This is a genomic window from Bryobacter aggregatus MPL3 (genome assembly GCF_000702445.1).
Classification (GTDB): domain Bacteria; phylum Acidobacteriota; class Terriglobia; order Bryobacterales; family Bryobacteraceae; genus Bryobacter; species Bryobacter aggregatus.
Genome location: NZ_JNIF01000003.1, coordinates 3,760,321 through 3,781,507, shown reverse-complemented (window position 1 = coordinate 3,781,507; position 21,187 = coordinate 3,760,321). Strand labels below are relative to the sequence as shown.

The window sequence follows — 21,187 nt, the reverse complement described above, 5'->3', positions numbered from 1 at the left end:
GCGTCACTTCAGACGGAGCGGGATTCCAAACATCACTCCGTAAACTTCCGTTGCGCGCGCGGCCGTCTGTTGGTTCAGGCGGCCCGCCTCATCGCGAAATCGTCTCGCCAATGGGTTCTCGGGAACAATGCCGCAGCCCACTTCGTTCGTGATCAGGATGCAGGGCAGTGGCGAGGCGGCAAAGCGATCGAGCACTTTCGTGATGTCCACTTTGTGTTCGCCAAGCATCAGGTTGCTGAGCCAGAGCGTCAGGCAATCGAGAACAATTACGTCCACTTTTGTTTCGAGTTCTGCGAGAGCCTTCTCGATCGCAACCGGCTCCTCGATAGTCGTGTAATCGCTGCCCCGCTCTTCCCGATGCAGACGGACGCGCTCGCGCATCTCATCATCAAAAGTCTGGGCGGTGGCGATGAAGCCTTTGCGGGCGCCTCGCTCTGCCGCAAGCTGCAGCGCGTAACTGCTTTTGCCGCTGCGGCTCCCACCGCCTACGAGAAGGATTGGCATGAATTGTCTCCGAGTTGGTATCGATACAGCGCAGGCAGATCGAGCGGATGCCGCGAAAGAGCGGCGGCAACGTTGCCGCTGTGGGCGACAGCCACTCCAAGCGCTCCGGCTTCGATCGCCGCATGATAGATCGGCCGCCAGGAAGCTCGCGGATGTTGCTCCTGCTGCAAATGGGCGCTCGCGGTTGCCACCTCGGCAATGCACTGGAGATCGCGACGGAAAAAACCGCCTTCGAGTTGCTCGAGCAGCGATTGGTGTTCCGGGCGCTCTCCAATCTCGATGCTCAGCGTGTCCACCGGCGGACCACCGAGATCGAAAACCGTCACATGCGTCGGAGGCCAGCCGCCCTCAATGCGGCGCAGCAGCACGCCGCGACGCGGCAGAAAGACCACCGGGCTTTCGCCGTACATGGTCGAGTCGCTCGCTGCTTCCGCGGCATGGACATGGGTTGCCGTTTCCTCTTCACTGACGGAGCGGCCCAGGCAATTTGCCACCGCGCGGACCGCAGCGACACAGTCCGATGTCGAAGATCCGCAACCGCGGCCTTCCGGGATTGCAGACAGAATTTGCAAACGAAACTGGGCGGAGACGCCCCAGGCTGCAGTCGCCATCTGTGCCGCGCGCAGCGCTTTCCACTTCGTCCCGGGATCAATACACCATCTAGCTACCGGTTCCGCTGTCGCAGTGCTTTGCAGCACGGGCGCAGGCAGGGTCACCAGGAACGCTTCGTTGCCGATGGCGCCTTGCAGGATCTCTCCCGCGTGGCCGATCGCCTCACCGCGACCAAAGGAGCCAGACAAAGAACGGCCCTCCCAGCAATGCAGTGATGACGCCAACCGGAATCTCCGCCGGAGCCAGCACCGTTCGGGCGATCGTGTCGCACAGGATCAGAAAGGCTCCGCCGCCAAACAAGGATGCCGGCAACAGCACACGGTAATCAGGCCCTACCATCCGCCGCAGCAAGTGCGGCACAATCAAGCCGACAAAGGCGATGGGTCCGGTGATCGCGGTGGTTGTGCCCACCAGCAGAGTGCCGACCAGAAAGCCCTGCCAGGTCTTCTTGCGCGCATCGATGCCTCGCCCCATCGCCCAGGTCTCTCCGAAGGAAATGACATTCAGCACCCGGGCTTGCAGCAACACCCAAAAGCAGAGTGGCGTGAGAATCAGCGCCAGAATCGCGAGCGTCGAATAGGGCACAGCGTCGATGCCGCCCATCAGCCAATGCGTGATCTGGAAGCTGCGCGTGATTCCGGCCAGGCTGTGCAGCAGCATAATCACCGCCGCGCACATCGCGTTCACGGCAATGCCAGTCAGCAACAGGCTCATCGGCGAAAACTTGCGAGTGGCAGCCAGCGCCGAGATCAAGAGAGCGACCAGTCCCGCGCCTGCGACAGCAGCAAGCCAGACCACCGGGAAGGAAGTCTCCGCGCCATCGAGCAAGGAAATACTGAGGACAGCGCCGAGAGAGGCCGCAGCGGTCACACCCAAATTGTCGGGCGTCGCGAGCGCATCGCGCAGCAGCGCCTGGAACATCGCCCCGGAACTGGCCAGCGCCCCGCCCGACAGCAGCGCCAGAATCGCGCGCGGCAGCCGCAAGTTGAGGAAGATCGCCCAATCGGGAGACTCCTGCCGCCATAGCTTTCCATAATCCATTCCCGACCCGCCGAGGAAGGGGCAGATCGCGAGCGCCGCCAGCGCCGCGAGTGCGGAAACCAGCAGGGTCGTGATGGCGCGGCGTTTCGAATCAACGGCCATAGTTTAGAAACACCTGCCCCTCGGGAGTGCGCTGCCAATGAAAGGCAACGCGAAATACTTCTTGCATCTGCTTGAGCGGCAAGCCGTTCTTACTCTCCGCATTCGCCACCAGTTCGCCGCGGCACATCAGCCAGATGCGGTCGCTGTGTTGTGCGGCGAGCGACAGGTGGTGCGTCGCGATGAGGATCAGGCATCCGTCCCGCTTCAGGTCTTCAAGCAGTTCCCACAGCAGCACTTCGTTCTCGGGATCGAGATGGGCGCTCGGCTCATCGAGCAGCAGAATCGGCGCTTGCTGGCACACCGCCGCCGCAATCAGCACACGCTGCCGCTCGCCGCCGCTCAAGGACGAGAACACGCGATGCCGCAGCGCGCTCAGCTTCACTCTGTCGATTGCCGCCTCAAGCGCTGCTTCGTCGGCCGGGCTCTCAAAGAGGCCGGAACTGTGCGGCAGGCGCCCGGTCAGAATGACATCCTCCACCAGAAACGGCGCATCCATCGGAACCTGCTGCGGCACATGCGCGACGATGCGGCAGGCTTGCTCGCGCGTGAGGGTGCGGATGCTTTTGCCTGCGAGCAGACAGTCGCCGGAGCTTGCCGTCTTCAGACCTGCCAGCAGGTCGAGCAGGGTTGACTTCCCCGCCCCATTCGGGCCAATTAGCGAGACAATCTGCGGCCCTTCGAGCCGCGCGGTCACCGCACCGAGCTCGAAACCCGGATAGGCAAAGCGCAACGCTTCGATGGCCAGAAGACTCAACGCTCGACTCCCTGCAACATCCGGGCAAAGGCTTCTGCCGCTTCTGCCATCCGAGGTCCGGGGACAACAAAGATGTCGGAGGCTACGGCATAGACCGGACGCGCTCCGAAGCGATCGGTCCAAAGCTTCACCACGGCGCGCTTGTGATCTTCAGAGACGCCGGTTGTTTCCGCCATATCGCCCATATCGACAATGATGTCGGGATGGAGGCGAATCACCGATTCGAGCGAAATCTTCGGGTAGGTGACCGGGGAATCGGACAGCACATTGCGTCCGCCGGCAATGCGCATCAGCTCATTCAGAAAAGACCCTTTGCCAACCGCGACCATGCCGTCCAGAGTACCCGGCGTCCGCCCGACGACGAAGAGCAGACTCTTCTGCGGGCGGGCCTTGGCCGCTTGCTCGATCGCCGCGAGACGAGTCTTAATGGACTTCTCCAGCCGCACGCCGCGTTCGGGAATCTCAAGCGCCTTCGCCATCTCCCCGATCGAGAGGAAGACTTCCTCAAGCGAATTGTTGCGCACCGGCAGCACGCGAATCCCCAAAGCAGCAAACTGCTGCAGCGTCTGCTTCTGTTCCGCGTGGACGATTAACAGGTCTGGCTTCAGCCGGACAATCGCTTCGACATTCGGCTTCAGATAACTGCCGATGCGGGGGAGCTGGTTCACTTCCGCCGGGTAATGGCAGTAGGTGGAAACCGCCACCACTTGCGGACCCGCTCCGAGAGCGAAGAGGGTTTCCGTGAAGCTCGGCGCTGTCGAGACGATGCGCTGGGGAGCCGCGCCGAAAGCGCTGAAGGCAAGAAGGAAAAAGATTAGGAATCGCATGCAAACTCCTGAATTAATTGGACTAATATCTCATTTTCCCAGCGCTTCCGGACCGCCACTCGGACGCCCTCGAAGTCCCACCCAGGCCAGTTTCCGCAGTCCCGGATCAGAACATTGCGAGCGGCAGCGTAGGCGACCAACTCTCCTGCCCGGGGAGTAGAGATGGTCAGATAATTTGCCTCGCTCGGAAGTCCTTGCAGTTGCCCGCGCAACCACTCGCGCTCGCGCTCGACAAAGGCGCGCGTCTTTTGCGCGTGTTCCCGGTCCGCGAGGCTCGCCAAAGCAGCCGCCTCGGCCAAGGCATTGACTGGCCAGGGAGGGCGTTGCGCGGCGATCGCGTCCAGATTTCCGACCAGCGCGCCGATCCGCAAACCGGGCAACGCCCAGAACTTGGTCAGCGAACGGAGGACAAACAGATTCGGGATCGCCAGATTCGCGACACTCGCCGCGCTGGTGAAATCGAGAAAAGACTCGTCCACCAGCACTGCGTCGCGCCGTCCACTCGCATAGTGCTGCACGCTTTCGAGCGCGGCGATATAGCCGGTGGGATTTGCGGGCCGGGTGATCACGACAGGACCAGTGGCGGGCCAGGTGTCGCGATCGGTCAGATCGAAGTAGTTTGCCTTTGGCCAGGCGCGGTGGAATTCGCTGAACGCCGGGGCGGCAATGCTGCCGTCGGGATAGTGACGGCACCAGTCGAAGAGCAGTTCGGTGGCCCCATTGCCGACGATGATATTTTGGGCGGCGACGCCCCATTCGGCGGCCAGCCTTTCGCGCAGAGGATGGCTAGTTCGCTCTGGGTAGTGCACCATGCGGTCGAGGGCACACAGAATCGCCTCGCGCGCTGCCGGGGACGGACCGAGCGGATTGATGCTCGCGCTGAAGTCGAGCACTTGCTGCCAGGCGATGCCGTTCGTTTCTGCCACCGCGAAGATGTTGCCGCCGTGCGTTACCGCCATTGGAGACCTGCAACGGCCAGAAGCGTCACGCCATAGAGAAGAATCCGCATCTGCTGGTAGGCCTGCCAGTCGAGCGGGCGCCGGTTGTCGCCAAGAAGCTCTTTCTTCGATACGATCCCACCCGGATATCGATTGAGACCGCCGAGCTGGATTCCCAGCGCGCCTGCCGCTGCTGCTTCCGGATAGCCGGAGTTCGGGCTCGGTTGCCGGTGCGCGTCGCGCAGCGTACAGCGGACGCTGGCCCGCGCATCCATGCCGGGAACCAAGGCCGCCACCAGCCAGATGAGGGCGGCCGTGATCCGCGCCGGAATCCAGCTCGCCACATCGTCCATGCGCGCCGCGCACCAGCCGAAGTCGCGGTACTTGTCGTTGCGATACCCAAACATGCTGTCCATCGTATTGATCGCCTTATAACCAGCCATCGCCGCCGGACCTCCGACGCCGAACCAGAACAGCGGCGCGATCACGCCATCATTTAGATTTTCCGCTACCGTTTCGAGCGCCGCCCGGGCGACTTCGCGCTCCTCGAGACCCGCCGTTTCCCGGCCCACAATCAGACTCACCGCCGTGCGGGCCTTCGCCAGGTCGCCATCGCGGAGCGCGCGCATCACCGCCAGCGCATGATCGTCGAGACTTCGCACCGCGAGAAAGCTATAGATCCAATAGACGGCGGCCCAGGGTTGCACTTCGCAAGTCCACCAGACCACACTGCTCGTCACGCCTACGACCCCGAGCCAGACCAGCGCGCCGGCGGGTTTCGTACGGGCGGCCCTCTTCTCGAGACCAGCCGCGAGCTTGCCAATGCCCACCACCGGATGCGGCAGCCAGCGCGGATCGCCCAGGCAGAGATCGGCAGCAACGCCCACCAGTAGCGGAGTCATCGGAGAAGGTCCTCCAGTACGGCGGGATTTGCGTGTTCGATCAGCCAGTCAGCAAGGGCGTCGTAGGGGTCTGCTGCTTCCTCAATCTGAACTCCAAGCTCTTCCTTTACGACAGACGAATCTTCAAAGGCTCCATGGAGATAGGTGCCCAGAACTCCAGTATCACGACAACCCTCTGGACTGCCGTCTTCAAGAACCGCGAAGGGGCGAATTGGCTTCGTTTCGCTCGTGACGCCCATGTGGATCTCGTAGGCACGGAAGAAGTGGCCACCGAGCGTCGTTGCCTGCACCGAGCGGGTGGTCTTCGGAGAACGCAACACGGTCCGTACCGGCAGGAAGCCCAGGCCTTCGATTGCCGCCACGGTCGATTCGAGTTGTTCCGGATCCTCAATCCGCTCGCCGAGCATCTGGTAGCCGCCGCAGATTCCTATGATTTTTGAACCACTTGCGTGCTGTGATCTCAACCACTGGTCAAAGCCTTGCGCACGCAGCCAGAGCAGGTCGTCGATGGTATTCTTCGTGCCTGGCAGAAAGATCGTCCCATACTGCTTCGCGGAGGGCGCGGAGAGCCATTCCACCGGCCCCAGATGGCGGAAGTCGGTGAAGTTCGAGATGTGCGGGAGCCGGAGGACGGCAATCGCAGAATCCGCGCTGTTCTCTTCGATGCCGAGGCTGTCTTCTTCGGCAATGCGGATCGCCGGGTCTTTCGGAAACACACCGAGACACGGGATCTGCAGGCGCTCCTCGAGAAAGCGGCGCCCCTCATCAAACAGTTTCAAATCTCCGCGAAACTGATTGACTGCAAAAGCCTTAATTAGCCTTTTCTGGCTTTCTGGGAGCAGTTCGATAGTCCCCACCAGCGAGGCGAAGACGCCTCCTCGTTCGATGTCCGCTACCAGCACGACGTCCGCCCCGATCGCTTCTGCCAGGCGCAGATTCGTAATGTCGCGATCGCGCAAATTCACTTCGGCGATGCTGCCCGCGCCTTCGCAGACGATGCGCTCGAATTGCGTCGCCAGCCGGCCGTAGCTGGCGAGCACCTGCTGCAAGAGCCAATCGGAGTGAGTGTAGTAGTCGCGAGCCGGGACATTCTTCCAGACTTTGCCGTGGACCACCACCTGCGAGCCGGTCGCTGAATTCGGCTTCAGTAGCACCGGATTCATGTCGTTCATCGGCGGCACGCCGCAGGCTTCGGCCTGTACGGCCTGGGCGCGCCCGATCTCCCCGCCCTCGATGGTCGGGTAGGAATTGTTCGACATGTTCTGCCCCTTGAAGGGCGCGACGCGAACACCCCGGCGCGCCAACAAGCGGCAGAAGGCGGAAGTGAACCAGCTCTTCCCGACATGTGATGCCGTGCCGCCAATGAAGAGCGGTCTAGACATGCTGCTCTGCTTTCCAGTCAGGAATGCCCGCCCGCATCGCCGCGAGCGCCGCCTTGCCTGCCGCAGCACCTACCGCCGTGTGCTTGCCGCCATAGGCTTGTCTGGGACCCGCGAGCGGCCAGGCCAGCACCATGTAGTCGGTTCCCGTACCAGTTGCCGGCTCGCCCGAGCGTTTGCTGGCGATGCCCTGCTCGAGGGTGGCAAGGGTCTTCGCTTCGGTCAGCAGATTCAACGTTTCGAGCGCCGCCTCGGTTGTTAGAGGCGTCGAGAGATGCACCAGCAGATTGATCGTCGCGGGCTGCCACGGGCCGCTCGGATCTCCCACGCGCAGGGCATTGCTGAATCCCATCGTCGCCACCGACCGGGCGACGCAATCGCCGTCCGAGGCTTCGGCCTCGACATAGGCGTGCTGCCTGCGGCTGGTCATGAGACCGACCGCTCCGGCCAGCCCTGCGGCGTGCATCTGCGAACGAAGCCAATCGGCAGGCTCCTCGACGCCGGCAATCTCATTGGCTTCGAGATACAACCACGCAATCTGGCGCGTCTGCTGCCAGCCGCCATTCACAATCGCCCAACTGAGCACAGCACAGGGTTCGTCGAAAGTCACAATCAGCCAGCGGCCCCGGGTCTCCACTACCATGCGCGAGACCAGCGTGGCCCCCCTTTGCTCGCGTCTCGCAGCGTCGCGTCTTTGCCCTCCTGCTTCTCGATCTGACGGCCAAAGAGCCACAGCAGGTCAGAAAGCCGGTTCAGATAGCGCAGAACGTTCGGCTGAAAATCGTCGCCTGCCTCGCGTAGACCCACCATCAGACGCTCAGCGCGGCGGCAGATGGTGCGGGCGACATCATAGGCCGCCGACACCGGATCTTCCCCTGGCAGCGACCAGTCGTTCAGCACCCCCGGCATCGCCTCGATGCGGTGGACGTGTTCGGTGAGCGCATCGACGAGCGCGTCGTCGATCGGAGGACGGCCCTTGGGGCTCTCCTTCGGCGTCGAAACGGCCGAGGCCACCCGGAACAGCTCTTTCTGGATGCGCTTGGTGGCGTCGTGGATCTCCTGATCCTGACAGATCGCGCGTGCAAAACCGAGGCTGGAGATCAGCTCGTCCATCGTGCCAAAGGCTTCGACGAGCGGGGCGGATTTCGAAACCCGCACCCCACCGCTCAGCCCGGTTTGGCCGCCATCCCCTCGCATGGTTGCAATCGACATCAGTTGTTTTCTCCTATCGGAACAGCACTTTGAAACCTGTCACAAAGGTGGCGCGGGGCGCGAGGAACCCATTTTCGTAATAGGTCCGGTTCAACAGGTTGTCCACTTTCGCATAAGCATTCAGCCGGTACTTTTCGCCCCGCCACAGCTCGCGATTGCCGACCAGATCCACTTTGGTGGGGCCGCCGTAGAGGTAGGCGCGCGCGCGTCCGGCGGCGGAAAGCGAGTTGTAATAATCGCCAGAGTGGAACAGGTCCATTGTAATGTCTGTCCGTTTTCCCAACTGCTGGTGGACCATCGCGGTGAAGGTGTGGGCCGGTACGCTCAAGGCCTGGAAGAAGCCGCGGACCGCGATGTCCTGGTCCGTGTCGGCATTCACATAGGTATAAGAGGTCCGCACGAGGGTGCCCCGATTGGGCCGGAACTCGAGCGTAGTTTCAGCGCCGCGCGAGATGCCGCCCGAACCATTGAAATAACCGGAACTGCGGCCAAAGATGTCGCTAGCCGGACGGATGACGGTGGCGGCGGAATCGAACTGGGTCAACCGCGCAATCCGCGTATAGAACCAGGTGCCGCTGAAGCGTAGCTTGTCGCGCCAGAGGTATTGGTCGATGCCGCCATCGACGGAGTTGTAGCGGTCTGGCGAAAGCCGCGGGTCGCCGTAGGGCGAGAAGGCCACCGCGTCGGTACCCGAGTTGTAGGTGAAGCCGGAACCGAAGCGTTCATACAAGGCCGGGGCGCGGTACGAATTGCCGAAGTGGGCGCGGATCTTCGTGCCGCTTTTCGCGATGAAGTAGGAGGCGGCAATGTCGCCGGTAAGCGCGCGCGGGGCCGAGGAAAAGCGCAGCGTCTCATAGGGGTTTGCCGTGCCTTTGTAGCGGAAGCTCGGCTCCTCGAGCTGGAAGAACTGGGCGCGGCCGGACATCGAAATCTGCAAGCGCTGCTGGGCGAGCAGAAGCTGATTGGCAAAGTAATAAGCTTGCGAGCGCTGCCCGGCGCGGGTCTGGGTGGACAGGTTGATGCGGTTATCGTCGGCGTTGAGATAGGATTCGCTCTCCAGTTCGACACCGCCGGTGAGCGCGTCCCAGCGGGTGGGGCGCCAGTTCACACGTGCGTCGCCCGTATGGACGCCGCCCTCAAACTGGCTGAAGTTCGACACGAGCGGTTGCGAGCCGACGCCTGCCGGGCCGTTCATGAAGACCCGGTTGGTGTGGGTGCGCTGGTAGCTGGCCTGCCAGTCGGCTGTCGCACTGAGCGATTGCTTCAGTACGAGGGCGCCCGACCAGAAGCGCGAAGCGCGGCGGTTGTCCGGATCGTCGCGATTCGGAATGAAGGTCGCATTGCCGGGATCAAAAGGCAGGCCCAGCAAGCTCTTTTTGACTTCGCTTTGCGGCAGTGCGATCGCCTGGACGATGGTCGTGTTCGGGATGTTCGCCGTTGGCAAGCCACTCGCCGTCGGACTGTTGTTCGGCTGCACGAAATCATCGGAGAAGAAGAGGCGTCCGGACAGCGACATCGTCTTGGACAAACTGTACTTGGTAAAGCCCTGGAAGCCAGTGCTGCGAGCCCGGTCATTGCCATCCACGCCGCTCATTACATTCAGATGCAGCAGCCCCGCGCTATAGATGAGCCGGTTGTCTTTGACGCCACCGGAAACAGCGCCGCGCGTGCGGAAGAGGCCGAGATTGCCGCCTTCCACCTGCAGGTCTCCAGAGGCAGGGCCGCCGCCCTGGGGTGTCACGACATTGATCGTGCCGCCGACGGCATTCGAGCCATAGAGCGACGAGCCGGAGCCGCGCAGGATCTCCACCTTGTCGGCATTGATGATATTCAGCGTGGAGGCGAAGGAACTCGCGTCGCCCTGGGTGGTGGCGACGTCGCGGAAGCGAAGGCCATCGATCAGGATCGAGGTCGCATCGGCGCGCAGACCACGGACGCGAATGGTGGTTGATTGCCCGGGGCCGCCCAGATTGCGGATCAGCACGCCGGGGGTGTCGCGCAGTGTCTCGCTGAGGCTGTACTCGTTGCGCTGGGCGATCTCTTCTGAAGTGATCAGCGTTGCCGCCTTGGAGACTTGGTCGAAGCTCTGCGCCAGCGCCTCGGCGGTGACGAAGACATGCTGATCAACACCGGCAACTTCCAGTTGCAGATCGATCTGCGTGCCAGGGCTGACCGGAAGCAACATCTTCCGGAATCCGTCCGCCGATACCTCGACGAAGTACGCTTTCGAGGCTTCCCCGATGAGCCGGAAATTTCCATTCTGCGTTCGAGTGCTTGCGAGCGGTGAGGAACCGCGATCGCTGAAAAGCGTCAGTGCCGCTCCGTCGACTGGCCGATTCTGGGCATCGTGAACCAGCCCTTCAAACACAGTCTGCCCGTGCAGACAAAGACTACAAAAAAGAGCAAAGAAAAATTGGTATTGGCGCATAGGCCCTGCCCCTCCCACGAGAGCAAAGTGAAGTCAGTTGTGGTCAACTGATCCAGGCAGGTCTTCGGACTCATGGGCGGCCTACTGATCGCTACTTCCCAGCCGGATGACTCCGGCCAGTGTATGGATGCGATGTTCGTTCCCAATTACCGCTGCGGGGCAGTCCCGGATTCACACCGGGTTCCCTTTTCAACACCTCACCAAGAGGTGTACCGTGGACTCCACGAGAATAGCAGACTGTCCGCAATGTGCGATGCTCAACTTTGTTTGCTGGATAAAATGTTCACCGCCGAATTCCGCGACCAGTTCGACGCCCTGCTGCGTTGGCGGCGCGACGTACGGCATTTCAAAAGCGATCCCGTCGCACCAGAATTGCTCGATCATCTCCTCGCGCAGGCCATGTTGGCTCCTTCGGTTGGATTCTCGCAGCCTTGGCGTTGGGTGAAGGTGGAGACTCAGGCGCGACGCCAGACGATCCTCGAAAATTTCTCTGCCGCCAACCTCGAAGCCAGCACGCACTACGAAGGCGAACAGGCCGAACACTACCGGCGCTTGAAGCTAGCGGGTCTGGTGGAGGCGCCGGTGCATCTCGCCGTTTTTGCCGATCTGGACCCGGTGGCCGGATCGGGCCTGGGCCGCCGTACGATGCCAGAAACGGCACTCTGGTCGGTCGTGATGGCGATCCACACGCTCTGGCTCGCGGCGCGCCTGGAAGGCATCGGCCTCGGCTGGGTTTCGATCCTCGATCCCCAGGCTGCACAACGCTGCCTGGAGGTGCCGGATGAGTGGAGCTTTGTTGCCTATCTCTGTCTGGGATGGCCCGTTGAGATCAGCGAGCAACCACTGCTGGAACGGGAACACTGGCAGGAGCGGCTGCCCCTCGACGAACTCGTGCTCAAGCGTTAGCGGGGGAGCCGCAAGCGCTGTCATCTGTGCCGATTGTACTGGCGATTCTGCGAGAATCGTCAGCGAGCATTCTGGTGATCGCCATCTTTGCAAACTCCGCTTCCCGGTTCTCCATCCGGCCGACCACCACCTAGACATTACGGCGAGTGCCTCTCAAACCAGCCGAGAATATGTTCCACCTTCAGGATGCGATGGGACGGGAAGGCTCCACGAATCCCGTGCGGCTCTTTCGGGAAACGAACCAGCACCGTATCGACACCACGCACCTTCATCGCAAAGTAAAGCTCCTCGCTCTGCGCAATCGGCGTGCGCCAATCCTCCTCGCCAGTTAACACCATGGTGGGCGTCTTGATCTTGTCGGCAAAAAACACCGGACTGCGCTCGATGTACTGCTGCGGGTTTGCCCAGGGCATCGCCTTCATCCAGCGCGTCATCAGTAAGCCGATGTCGGCGCTGCCTGTCTGCGTGAACCAGTTCGACACCGGGTATTGACTGACAGCCGCGGCAAAGCGATCGGTCTTGGTCACGATCCAGGCCGTCAATAGACCGCCGCCCGAGCCGCCGGTGACATAGAGGCGCTTCGGATCGATCGATCCTTTGGCGACGATGGCGTCGACGCCGAGCATCAGGTCCTGATAATCGTCGCCCGGATACTTCGCGTGAATCACATTGCCGAAGACTTCTCCGTAGCCGGTAGAGCCGCGCGGATTCGCATACAACACGACAAAGCCACGCGAGGCGAACATCTGCATCTGGTGCTGGAACTCAACGCCATACATCGCATGGGGACCGCCATGGATATCGAGAATGAGCGGGTATTTCTTACCTGCATCAAAGTCTGGGGGGTAGATCACCCAGCCTTGGATCGGCTGGCCATCGAAACTCTTCCAGTGCAGCGCTTCTGTCTTCCCAATCGAGTGCCCCGCCATCAGGCCCTCGTTCACTTGGGTGAGCCGCAGCGGCGCCGCGCCACGCACAATCGCATAGACATCCTTGGGCTCGAGCGGACCGGAACTGGTGATCGCCACGGTTCCGTTCTTTGCGATGGAGAAGCGATCAGCCACCGCGTAGCCGGTGCTGAAGCGCTGCGTCCCGCTGGTCAGCTTCTCGATGCCGCCCTTGAGCGCGGCGAGGTACAGATGCGACTCTCCACTGCTTTCGACCACCGCATACACGCCGCTCGAATCCGGCTTCCAGACCGGCGAGACGGAATCACGCTCGAGGCTCGCGCCCAGAAGTTGGAGCCCCTTGCCGTCGATGCCCACCACCCAGAGCCGGTTGGAATGGTGGCTATTGCCGCGGTCTTCAAAACCAAGAAAGGCAATCCACTTGCCGTCCGGCGAAACAACGGCACTGATTTCTGGTCCGTTGCGTTGCACCAGGACACGCGCGTTGCCGGTGGCGATATCGATCGCATAGAGGTCCTCCGGATAGAGCACCGCATCGGCATCCTCGCGACGAGCCGCACTGAGGACGACGGTCTTGCCGTCTGGCGTCCAGGAGGCTGGTCCGCTGTGTTGGTAGTCTCCGCTCGTCACCTGGCGGGCCGCGCCACCATCAGCGGCGATCACAAAAAGATGACCGACACTTTCCGGCACGAGTCCCGCACCTGCGATGCCGTCCTGCCGCCACTTCAGTTTCGTCACCACACTCGGTCCGGCTGTCCAGGTGGCGCCCGGAGGGGGAGGAGTAGATTTGACACTCCACTTTGCCTTCACCGGCACTCGCGAAAAGTAAGCGATCCACTGGCTGTCCGGCGACCAGGAAAGATCGGAGGGCGCGGTCTCCAGATTCGTGATCTGCGCCTCGTCGCCATTCTCCATCCAGCGCACAACAATTTGAGGGCGGCCTGATTTCGTCGAGAGATAGGCGATGCGTTTGCCATCCGGCGACCAGACCACGCCGGTGTCGCGTTGCTTGCCTTGTGTCAGAGGCCGGTTGCCGCTGCCGTCCGCATGAACCATCCAGAGATTCGAATGGAAGGCATCCGTCATCCGATCTGCCCATTCGATCTGGTAAACGATCTTCGAGCCATCGGGACTGATTTTAGGCGCGGCGACATTCCGCCAGTCCCACAGCGTGTCTGGCCCCAAACCCGTCGCGGCCCAGGAGCAAAAGGCAAAACTCAGTCCAAGCAGGATTGCGCGCATGGCGCAATTATGCGCGAAGCTTGTCGCTCAGATCAATTCCCTTCAGCAGGTCGAGAACGGTTTCAAGTGGCAGATCTGCCTGCAGCTTGACCTTCGCGTTGTCCTGAACCACTTGCAGGGAATCGAGGACGGTCAGCATTTGCTTCTGTGCGGGCTTGAGAGTCATACGCAGCAGACTGGTGAGGGCCTTGAAGGCATCAACCAGCTTCTTCGCATCCTCTGCCGTCGTGCCTTCACCCTCTGCGCGGATCGATGCGGTGGTGGTCAGATCGGCATAGGCCCAGGCACTCTTCAAGGTGAGCGGCAAGCTGCGTACGCCGCCCACCCCACCTTCAGGAATCGACGGACTGGTGGACACCGCGTAGACATTGGCGGCGACAGGCAGCGCCTGCACCATGTTCAATAGCGCTTGCGGCACGGCGTTCTTCCGTTCATTGTTATCGATGATCGCCCGGATCGCCGCCGCGTTCCCGAGAGCGACAACACTCGAATTGAAGAAGGTGGCTGCAAACTCTTCCTTGCCAATGAGCGTGAAGCCTTTGTAGGGAAACTTCTGCGCGCCTTCCATCTTGAGCTGCGGCTCCATTCCGGAATTGTTTGGCCCTTCATCGACAAACTTGCCGCGAATCAGCCCACAACGATGGCGGCCACCCAGACAATACAGGACTTCATGAACAGTCTCCTTCACATCGATGCCCGACTTCTTCGCTAAGCCATCGAGCACCGAGGGAGCATTGTCCGGAAAGAGCTGTTTCCAGGCTGGAGTTTTACGCAGATGATCGAGCCGGATACCCACCAGCGTTGTCGTGTCGGAAGGAATCAGCGGCCCGAGCGCCGGGTCCACACGCTGGTGCGTCCCCTCCCGGCCACAACCGAAGAAACCAAGTCCCGCCAGCAGCGTAGCGCGCCTTGATAGAATCGCGGGCGTACGATGCGAATTGATTCTCACCAACATTATTGGAACCCCGACCTCATTTCCTACCCGTGGATGCCGCCGGCTCCGAACCCATTGCGACGCAATTATCTGCCCGCAGACCTCGAACCGACACTCACACAGAACAACTTTGATGGTAGCGTTGTTGTCCAGGCGGCCCAAGTGCCCGAGGAGGCAACCTGGTTGCTGAATCTGGCGAATCAGCACAAGTCGATTCTCGGCATTGTGGCCTGGGTGGACCTGCAGGATCCGAATGTCGGGAAAGTGCTCGACCAGCTCCAGAAGCATCCGAAATTTGTCGGCGTCCGTCATCTGGTCCACGACGAACCGGATGTCCAGTGGATGCTGCAACCCGCCGTCATCCGGGGATTGAAGGAGCTCGAATCGCGCAAAGTCCCCTACGACCTGTTACTCCGTCCCTCTCATCTGCCCTATATTCCTGCCCTGATTGAGAAGCTGCCCGATCTGCCGATGGTGGTGGACCATATCGCGAAGCCTTACATCAAGGAAGCAGTCTTCGATGGCTGGGCACAGGATATGGAACGGATCGCCAAACATCCGAAGCTCTTTTGCAAGGTGTCAGGAATGATCACGGAAGCCGAGCCCAAATCCTGGAAAGCCGAGCAACTCACTCCTTATGTCCAACATGTGCTGAAGCTGTTCGGCTTTGACCGCCTGATGTTTGGCTCCGATTGGCCGGTTTGCACTCTGGCCGGAACCTGGAAGGAAGTGCTCGCCGCCTTCACCCAGGCCCTTGGCCCTCAGGACGCCAACGAGCGGGCGAAGATCCTGGGATCGACCGCCGCGCGCTTCTATGGCCTGAAGATATAATCAGCTCCGAGGTAATTTGAATCTATGAAGAAATCACTCTTCTCCGTTTTCGCGCTCGCACTGGCCGTGTCCGCCCAGTCCATGCCGGATGCGAAGGAAAATCCGATCGCGGCTGCTGGCGCACGCATGTACACCCAGCTGGCCAACAATATCACCAAGTCCATCGAAAAGATGCCGGAAGACAAGTTCAGCTTCCGCGCCACCGATGACACCCGCACCTTTGGCCAGTTCGTCGCCCACATTGCCGATGCGAACTACTCCTACTGCACTCCGGTCAGCGGCGGCACCAAGCCAGCCTCCTTTGAGAAGGGCACGATCACCAAGGAAAGTCTGATCGCCGCCTGGAAGGGCGCCAATGCCGAATGCACGAAGGCCTGGTCGATGACCACCGACAAGGTGCTCGCCGAAACCAAGAAGATGGGCACCCGTGAGGTGGTTGCCGCGCAGTTACTCTTTGGCAACATCTCGCATACCAACGAACATTACGGCAACCTTGTGACGCTCATGCGCTTGAACCACCTGGTTCCACCTAGCTCCGAAGGGCGCTAATGCATCCTTTCTCCACATGGACGCGGGGACAGTTTCTACTGTCCCCGCTCTTTGTTTCTGCGGCCCATCCGGCGCCGAAGATTGTTTTTGTTTGTGGAGATCACGAGTATTCCGGAGAGATCACGCTGCCGCTCTTTGCCAAGGAACTCACCGCTCGTTATGGCCTCGATTGCCAGATCCTGCGGAGTTCTCCCGATCAGAACGCGGAAACAAATATTCCAGGGCTCGAAGCGCTCGATTCTGCCAGCCTCGCCATTTTCTTCCTTCGCTGGCGTCAACTTCCACAGTCGCAGCTCGTCTATATCGATCGTTATATTCATTCCCACAAGCCCATCATCGGTTTGCGCACGAGTTCCCACGCGTTCCACTATGCGGCAACCGAAGAGTTGTCGATGTGGAACCGCTGGGCTTCTGATGTTTTCGGCGCGCCACCAGGTTGGGAGGTCGACGGCCACACTCACTACGGCCACCAATCGACAACCAGAGTGAGCCTCAACCCCAAATACAAACGCCACCCCATTCTGCGTGACCTGCCAGCCGAGTTCACCGCCCCTTCCTGGCTCTACAAGGTTGCTCCGAAGTATCCTCCCGATGAGGCGCAAGTTCTGCTTTGGGGAGATGCCATCAACCCGAACAAACCCTCCATCCGCAATCCTGTCGCCTGGACCTGGCGCAACGCTTTCGGCGCCAACGCGTTCTATACCTCGCTCGGACATCCGGGAGACTTCGCGCTCGAACCCTTCCAGCGCCTGCTTGTCAATGCCATCTATTCCTCGCTCGGGAGGAAGCACCCGAAATCCTGGACAGGCCCGATGCCGATTCGGGTCCCTTATCGTGGGATCGTGAAGTCATAGCTTCCTCCATGCTTCGATCCATCCGAATCTCGCGCGCGGACCTGCGCCCCAACCTGTTTGACGAGCTCCCCATCCACTCCTGCAACGCTGTACATCTGAAGCTTGCATCCTCCGATCTAGGGCCACCGCTCCTCTCCTTTCTGTCGGAAGCGACGAAGTACAACGTTGCGGTGCACGCCACCATCCCGCTGCACGAGCTGCAGGGTGCCGAAGATCTCTGCCGTCAGGATGCTCTCGGTCATCGCTTCCCCCAACATCTCTGCCCCTCACAACCTCAGGTGCAAGAGCTCTGGCTGGCCGAATGCCAAACCATCAGCGCCTTCTTTCCCTGGGCCAGCCTTGAGATGGCAGGTCTCGGCTTCTCCGGCAGTCCGGATTTCTATCCGTCCATCTGCTTCTGTGCTGCTTGTATGTACGGCTATGGGGCAACCGGCTTAGTGCTGGAGCAAGTCGCGCGGGAGAACATGGAAGAACCCACCGAGCATCCTCATCCCAGCGTCAACACCTTACTTCTCTGGCGGAGAAGCGTACAGTACGGCATCCTGCGTTTGATTCATGAGGCCGTTCCGAGCCCGCTGTGCCTGAAAACTGCGGCCACAATCCGCTACACCGGCGATCGCAGCAGCCTCAGCTTCCAGGAAGCGCAGGGACTCGCAGCCACATGCCTCGTTTCCTGGACCACAGCGGATCCGCAGAAAAGCCGGGAAGAACGAACCCGGCTCGAATCACTGCCGCGCCCAATGCCGGTCTATGCAGAGCTTCCGTATCCTTCCGATTGGGACGATTCCATGGCTGCGGCCTTTTCAGGAGCAGTATTTTCTTTCTCCGAAGGAACCATCCGCACGGAATAAAAGTCATAGAGTGGGGTGTAGTTCCAGATTCTCGAAGCCAGTTTCAGTACCGATGATCTATCAGTTGGAGGTTGCGGGTCTGAGATACAAATGTGCGCTGGCAGTCAGGGGGCGTTAAAATGCAGGTGATGAGCATTGTGCCTTTGAGTCCGTTCCGGTCTGGCACCTGCCTCGATGCTGTTCGAGTCCCCCGGGAACAGAACCAGATAGGAGTTCCACGCATTGTCTTCCCAGCTCCACCAGTCACATCCCGATACGCCTCTGCCCTACTCCATGTTGCATCTGCTGGACTGGAGTGCGAGAGAGGTTCATGAGCGAGCCCATTCTCTTATTGGTTGTCGATGATCAGAAGGCCAACCGGGATGCACGTACGCGTGTCTTAGAGGAGGGGGGATACTGCACGCAAGAGGCCCCCACCGGCTTAGAGGCCTTGGCCAAGATCCGTGAACTCCATCCGGCGATGGTGCTTCTTGACGTCGATCTTCCGGACATCAGCAGTCTTGAAATTTGCCGCAAGATCAGGAATGCCCCCGAGACCGCCGACACCGTCATCCTCCAGATATCCGCTTCTGCTGTGTCGCCCAGTCAACGCGCCGCCGGTCTGACCAATGGCGCAGATGGCTATCTCATGGAGCCGGTGGATGCTGAAGTCCTTTTGGCTACGGTCAATGCCCTGCTCCGCATGCGGACTGCCGAAAGACGGCTTCACCAGCTCAACGAATCGCTCCACCAATCCAATGAAGCCTTGTCCCGGGCAAACGAAGCACTGTTACGGTCCAACGACGACCTGATGCGATTCTCCTATTCCGCCAGTCACGATCTGCAGGAGCCATTGCGCACGATTCATTGCTTTACCGATCTGTTGAAACGCGACTATCAAGGCCAGCTCGACGATCGCGCCGCGCAGTACCTCTATCACATCCAAAGTGGCGTGGAACGTATGGGAAATTTGATTCGTGGCTTGCTCTCGTTTGCCAGCGTCGCGCACTCCGAAAGCAACGACTGCATCATCGACCTGAAGGTGGTGCTGCAAGCTGCACTGGAAAACCTTGGCCTTGCCATTGCCGAAACAAAGGCGGAAATCACCTGCGAAGAGCTGCCCCTGGTCATTGGCAATGAAGTCTTGTTAACGCAGCTATTCCAGAACCTGCTCAGCAACGCGATTAAATACCGAGGGGCAGAGCGCCCTCTCAAGATTCATATCGGGGTCGAGTGCACCAGGGGGAATTTTGTCTGCTGCTTGATCACGGACAATGGAATTGGGGTCGAGCCACAGTTCCACAACCGGATCTTTGCGCCATTTAGCCGCCTTCAGGAATCTGACGCCGGAGGCTCTGGAATTGGGCTGACCACCTGCCGCCGGATTGTCGAGCGTCTTGGCGGGGCAATCTGGCTCGAAAGCGCTGGCCGGGACCAGGGTTGCACGTTTTACTTCACACTCCGAACCTCAGATGGAAACCATGGACAAGATACAATTTGAAATCGTAGTCACCGAGGACAATCCAGCGGACAGGATGCTGCTTGAAGAAACGCTGCGTTTCCACAACGTGCCTTGCAAGACCCATTGGATGAACAATGGAAGGCAGTTTCTGAACTATGCGAAATTGGCCTGCCAAGAGAATACGCTGCCAGGACCAGATCTGATCATCCTGGACTGGACACTCCCCGATCACGGAAGTGCCGAATTGATTGAAGAGATCCGAAAAAGCCCTCGCTGTGCCAATGCTCCGATCCTGGTGTTTACCTCCGCAATCTCCCCTTCGGACCGGAAGGCTGCTATTGCCGCCGGAGCCACCCGTTTTCTCTCCAAGCCCGCAAGGCTCCAAGAGTATATGGAAATCGGCAAAGAGATTCTTCAACTCCTCAGAGAATACCGGGACAAACCGGTATCCTCCCAGGAGGACCGCTAGTGATTCTCGCCCTGGCGCCCCACGCAGATCATCATGTTCACCTTGCTCTCCGAGTTGGAGAGAAGAATGGAATCCAGTATTATGCCTGATTCAGGACGACTGAGACTCTTGCTTGTCGAGGATAGTCCTGCGGATGTTTTCCTTGTCCGCGAAGCACTCTCCCTCCACTTGCCCCAAGCTGACATCAGCGTAGCCACCGATGGCGAACTGGCATTGCACGCCTTTGAATCGAAGAACGAGGGGGGACCTCATTGTCCCGATCTTCTGTTGCTGGATCTCAATTTGCCCAAACGGACAGGAGCGGAGGTTCTCGCTCGATTCCGCCAGCACTGTACAAACTCGCCCGTCATCGTGATCACATCGTCAGACTCCGCAGCAGACCGGGCCCGGGTTGCCAGCCTGGGAGCCAACTATTACTTCCGCAAACCGTCCAGCTATGACGAATTCATGAAGTTGGGCGAAGTTGCGCGCCGGCTTTGGGAAAACTACTCGCCTGCAGCTTGCCGGGTCACGCCGGAAGTCTAAGTGAAATCGTGGAGCCTTCCGCGTCCGATACAGCCGACATGCCGCCGCCATAACGCTCCACCACTTTGCGCGCCAAGGCGAGGCCCATTCCGTTGTCTGGACCGGCAACCGCGCCGCTTCGAATGAAGGGTGCAAACAAATCATCCGGCTGGTTCCGAACAAAGAGAGCAGAGTTATCGTGGATCTCAACAAGCACCATGTTCGCCAGCCGCGAGGGCGAAGAGATTCGAATGTGGGGCGCATCCTGACTCCGAAATTGCAGGCAGTTCAGAATGATTTCATTCACGACCCGCATGAGATCCCCCTCTTCCAGACGAACCAGCGGAAGCGCACTGCATTCGATCTTCGCCTCGCTCCGGATGACAAGTTCTTCGTTGCGAGTGACGGCGTAATCGACCCCACTGGCGAAGCTGGACCATTCCGTGGTCACAGTGCAGGCCGTTGATTGGCTGAGGTACTTCACCAGCGAAGTGACCGTGACATCCAATCCCGAGGCTTGCTGCCGAATCAAGCCAAACATTTCGATCAGCCTGGGTTCCAGAGTCTGCCCACCCCGCAACTGCACCAGTTCTGCGAGATTTGAAATCGAGACAAGCGGTCCGCGGAGATCGTGGCCCGCTCTACGCCAAAGCAAGGATTCGAGACGGTCTCGCTTCGCTTCTTCACGCAGCAAGAGTGCGAGGATATCGGAGGTGTTTGCAGCGACAGCCCCGGCATCAGGCAGAACTGGCTCTGTAGCGGCAAATCTCAGTTCCAGAACGGCAACCTCTTCGTGATCCGCAGTGCAAGCAACACGAAGCATACGATCCTGAGCGGATTCCAGACACGTATCAGGCCAACAAGCGATCTGTACACCCTGCAATAACAAAACACCAGATAACCCTCGCAGACGCGTGACAGTCCGTTCGAGAATTGCCGGAATAATTGATATAGCACTCCCAATCATGATTTGCCTCTGATATGACTATCGCTGACAAG

General features: G+C 60.1%; 22 protein-coding genes and 1 riboswitch. Of the genes, 8 read left to right on the top strand and 14 right to left on the bottom strand.

Annotated features, from left to right (window positions below):
* Window positions 1–3 precede the first annotated feature (3 nt).
* Genes cobU through M017_RS0117465 form a run of 11 tightly spaced genes read right to left on the bottom strand, consistent with a single transcriptional unit; the run spans window position 4 to window position 10,699 of the window.
* Window positions 4–504 carry a bifunctional adenosylcobinamide kinase/adenosylcobinamide-phosphate guanylyltransferase gene (gene cobU / locus M017_RS0117515; RefSeq protein WP_031499435.1) on the bottom strand — a complete coding sequence of 167 codons (501 nt, stop codon included), beginning with the start codon at window positions 502–504 and terminating at the stop codon, window positions 4–6.
* Window positions 486–1,304 carry a GHMP family kinase ATP-binding protein gene (locus M017_RS0117510; protein ID WP_051670362.1) on the bottom strand — a complete coding sequence of 273 codons (819 nt, stop codon included), beginning with the start codon at window positions 1,302–1,304 and terminating at the stop codon, window positions 486–488. Before M017_RS0117510 ends, cobU begins: the two co-directional genes overlap by 19 nt.
* Window positions 1,279–2,259 (bottom strand): FecCD family ABC transporter permease, encoded by a 981-nt coding sequence (locus tag M017_RS0117505; RefSeq protein ID WP_031499433.1) that lies wholly within the window; start codon window positions 2,257–2,259, stop codon window positions 1,279–1,281. Before M017_RS0117505 ends, M017_RS0117510 begins: the two co-directional genes overlap by 26 nt.
* Window positions 2,249–3,013, bottom strand: a complete 765-nt coding sequence (locus M017_RS0117500) for an ABC transporter ATP-binding protein (RefSeq protein ID WP_051670360.1) — start codon at window positions 3,011–3,013, stop codon at window positions 2,249–2,251. The genes M017_RS0117505 and M017_RS0117500 overlap by 11 nt, the downstream gene beginning before the upstream one ends.
* On the bottom strand, window positions 3,010–3,840 hold the full coding sequence (locus M017_RS0117495; RefSeq protein WP_031499430.1) for an ABC transporter substrate-binding protein: 831 nt from the start codon (window positions 3,838–3,840) through the stop codon (window positions 3,010–3,012). The genes M017_RS0117500 and M017_RS0117495 overlap by 4 nt, the downstream gene beginning before the upstream one ends.
* Entirely contained in the window at window positions 3,828–4,799 is a 972-nt protein-coding gene (locus tag M017_RS0117490) for a pyridoxal phosphate-dependent aminotransferase (RefSeq protein WP_031499429.1), read from the bottom strand. The genes M017_RS0117495 and M017_RS0117490 overlap by 13 nt, the downstream gene beginning before the upstream one ends.
* Window positions 4,790–5,680, bottom strand: coding sequence for an adenosylcobinamide-phosphate synthase CbiB (cbiB, locus tag M017_RS0117485; RefSeq protein WP_031499428.1), 891 nt, complete (start codon window positions 5,678–5,680; stop codon window positions 4,790–4,792). The genes M017_RS0117490 and cbiB overlap by 10 nt, the downstream gene beginning before the upstream one ends.
* Window positions 5,677–7,062 (bottom strand): cobyric acid synthase, encoded by a 1,386-nt coding sequence (locus tag M017_RS0117480; RefSeq protein ID WP_035957857.1) that lies wholly within the window; start codon window positions 7,060–7,062, stop codon window positions 5,677–5,679. The genes cbiB and M017_RS0117480 overlap by 4 nt, the downstream gene beginning before the upstream one ends.
* Window positions 7,055–7,702, bottom strand: a complete 648-nt coding sequence (locus M017_RS0117475; RefSeq protein WP_035957856.1) for an adenosylcobinamide amidohydrolase — start codon at window positions 7,700–7,702, stop codon at window positions 7,055–7,057. Before M017_RS0117475 ends, M017_RS0117480 begins: the two co-directional genes overlap by 8 nt.
* On the bottom strand, window positions 7,696–8,271 hold the full coding sequence (locus M017_RS0117470; RefSeq protein ID WP_031499425.1) for a cob(I)yrinic acid a,c-diamide adenosyltransferase: 576 nt from the start codon (window positions 8,269–8,271) through the stop codon (window positions 7,696–7,698). The genes M017_RS0117475 and M017_RS0117470 overlap by 7 nt, the downstream gene beginning before the upstream one ends.
* A 13-nt stretch (window positions 8,272–8,284) precedes the next feature.
* Complete coding sequence (locus M017_RS0117465) at window positions 8,285–10,699, bottom strand: TonB-dependent receptor (protein WP_031499424.1); 2,415 nt, start codon at window positions 10,697–10,699, stop codon at window positions 8,285–8,287.
* A 38-nt stretch (window positions 10,700–10,737) separates the two neighbouring features.
* Window positions 10,738–10,932, bottom strand: a riboswitch (cobalamin riboswitch).
* A gap of 46 nt (window positions 10,933–10,978) precedes the next feature.
* On the opposite strand from M017_RS0117465, the gene bluB reads away from it, so the two are divergent.
* Window positions 10,979–11,605, top strand: coding sequence for a 5,6-dimethylbenzimidazole synthase (gene bluB, locus M017_RS0117460; RefSeq protein ID WP_031499423.1), 627 nt, complete (start codon window positions 10,979–10,981; stop codon window positions 11,603–11,605).
* 137 nt (window positions 11,606–11,742) lie between these two features.
* Here bluB and M017_RS0117450 read toward each other — a convergent pair whose 3' ends face one another.
* Both M017_RS0117450 and M017_RS0117445 read right to left on the bottom strand, forming a co-directional pair.
* Window positions 11,743–13,755 (bottom strand): S9 family peptidase, encoded by a 2,013-nt coding sequence (locus M017_RS0117450; RefSeq protein WP_031499422.1) that lies wholly within the window; start codon window positions 13,753–13,755, stop codon window positions 11,743–11,745.
* Window positions 13,756–13,762: 7 nt separating this feature from the next.
* Window positions 13,763–14,704, bottom strand: a complete 942-nt coding sequence (locus M017_RS0117445) for a hypothetical protein (RefSeq protein WP_155121469.1) — start codon at window positions 14,702–14,704, stop codon at window positions 13,763–13,765.
* Between M017_RS0117445 and M017_RS0117440 the strand changes: the two genes are divergently transcribed.
* From M017_RS0117440 to M017_RS0117410, 7 genes are all read left to right on the top strand, one after another.
* A complete protein-coding gene (locus M017_RS0117440; protein ID WP_031499420.1) occupies window positions 14,687–15,520 on the top strand; it encodes an amidohydrolase family protein in 834 nt (277 codons plus the stop codon). The genes M017_RS0117445 and M017_RS0117440 overlap by 18 nt on opposite strands.
* Window positions 15,521–15,544: 24 nt before the next feature.
* Entirely contained in the window at window positions 15,545–16,069 is a 525-nt protein-coding gene (locus M017_RS0117435) for a DinB family protein (protein WP_051670352.1), read from the top strand.
* The gene (locus tag M017_RS0117430) at window positions 16,069–16,923 is read left to right on the top strand and encodes a ThuA domain-containing protein (protein WP_051670350.1); all 855 of its coding nucleotides are present in this window, start codon (window positions 16,069–16,071) and stop codon (window positions 16,921–16,923) included. Before M017_RS0117435 ends, M017_RS0117430 begins: the two co-directional genes overlap by 1 nt.
* A gap of 8 nt (window positions 16,924–16,931) precedes the next feature.
* Window positions 16,932–17,774 carry a hypothetical protein gene (locus M017_RS0117425; RefSeq protein ID WP_031499417.1) on the top strand — a complete coding sequence of 281 codons (843 nt, stop codon included), beginning with the start codon at window positions 16,932–16,934 and terminating at the stop codon, window positions 17,772–17,774.
* Window positions 17,775–18,084: 310 nt separating this feature from the next.
* Window positions 18,085–19,254 (top strand): sensor histidine kinase, encoded by a 1,170-nt coding sequence (locus M017_RS0117420; RefSeq protein WP_051670348.1) that lies wholly within the window; start codon window positions 18,085–18,087, stop codon window positions 19,252–19,254.
* Complete coding sequence (locus M017_RS27870; protein ID WP_162179962.1) at window positions 19,235–19,684, top strand: response regulator; 450 nt, start codon at window positions 19,235–19,237, stop codon at window positions 19,682–19,684. Before M017_RS0117420 ends, M017_RS27870 begins: the two co-directional genes overlap by 20 nt.
* 33 nt (window positions 19,685–19,717) lie before the next feature.
* On the top strand, window positions 19,718–20,209 hold the full coding sequence (locus M017_RS0117410; protein WP_080507906.1) for a response regulator: 492 nt from the start codon (window positions 19,718–19,720) through the stop codon (window positions 20,207–20,209).
* Here M017_RS0117410 and M017_RS0117405 read toward each other — a convergent pair.
* Entirely contained in the window at window positions 20,193–21,011 is an 819-nt protein-coding gene (locus tag M017_RS0117405; RefSeq protein WP_031499411.1) for a sensor histidine kinase, read from the bottom strand. The two genes, M017_RS0117410 and M017_RS0117405, sit on opposite strands and share 17 nt — an antisense overlap.
* Window positions 21,012–21,187 lie beyond the last annotated feature (176 nt).

Coding starts and splice junctions, on each gene's coding strand:
- cobU (WP_031499435.1), bottom strand. CDS start 504: ATGCCAATCCTTCTCGTAGGCGGTGGGAGCCGCAGCGGCAAAAGCAGT.
- M017_RS0117505 (WP_031499433.1), bottom strand. CDS start 2,259: ATGGCCGTTGATTCGAAACGCCGCGCCATCACGACCCTGCTGGTTTCC.
- M017_RS0117495 (WP_031499430.1), bottom strand. CDS start 3,840: ATGCGATTCCTAATCTTTTTCCTTCTTGCCTTCAGCGCTTTCGGCGCG.
- M017_RS0117490 (WP_031499429.1), bottom strand. CDS start 4,799: ATGGCGGTAACGCACGGCGGCAACATCTTCGCGGTGGCAGAAACGAAC.
- cbiB (WP_031499428.1), bottom strand. CDS start 5,680: ATGACTCCGCTACTGGTGGGCGTTGCTGCCGATCTCTGCCTGGGCGAT.
- M017_RS0117480 (WP_035957857.1), bottom strand. CDS start 7,062: ATGTCTAGACCGCTCTTCATTGGCGGCACGGCATCACATGTCGGGAAG.
- M017_RS0117475 (WP_035957856.1), bottom strand. CDS start 7,702: ATGGTAGTGGAGACCCGGGGCCGCTGGCTGATTGTGACTTTCGACGAA.
- M017_RS0117470 (WP_031499425.1), bottom strand. CDS start 8,271: ATGTCGATTGCAACCATGCGAGGGGATGGCGGCCAAACCGGGCTGAGC.
- M017_RS0117465 (WP_031499424.1), bottom strand. CDS start 10,699: ATGCGCCAATACCAATTTTTCTTTGCTCTTTTTTGTAGTCTTTGTCTG.
- bluB (WP_031499423.1), top strand. CDS start 10,979: ATGTTCACCGCCGAATTCCGCGACCAGTTCGACGCCCTGCTGCGTTGG.
- M017_RS0117450 (WP_031499422.1), bottom strand. CDS start 13,755: ATGCGCGCAATCCTGCTTGGACTGAGTTTTGCCTTTTGCTCCTGGGCC.
- M017_RS0117440 (WP_031499420.1), top strand. CDS start 14,687: ATGCGAATTGATTCTCACCAACATTATTGGAACCCCGACCTCATTTCC.
- M017_RS0117435 (WP_051670352.1), top strand. CDS start 15,545: ATGAAGAAATCACTCTTCTCCGTTTTCGCGCTCGCACTGGCCGTGTCC.
- M017_RS0117430 (WP_051670350.1), top strand. CDS start 16,069: ATGCATCCTTTCTCCACATGGACGCGGGGACAGTTTCTACTGTCCCCG.
- M017_RS0117425 (WP_031499417.1), top strand. CDS start 16,932: ATGCTTCGATCCATCCGAATCTCGCGCGCGGACCTGCGCCCCAACCTG.
- M017_RS0117420 (WP_051670348.1), top strand. CDS start 18,085: ATGAGCGAGCCCATTCTCTTATTGGTTGTCGATGATCAGAAGGCCAAC.
- M017_RS27870 (WP_162179962.1), top strand. CDS start 19,235: ATGGACAAGATACAATTTGAAATCGTAGTCACCGAGGACAATCCAGCG.
- M017_RS0117410 (WP_080507906.1), top strand. CDS start 19,718: ATGTTCACCTTGCTCTCCGAGTTGGAGAGAAGAATGGAATCCAGTATT.
- M017_RS0117405 (WP_031499411.1), bottom strand. CDS start 21,011: ATGCTTCGTGTTGCTTGCACTGCGGATCACGAAGAGGTTGCCGTTCTG.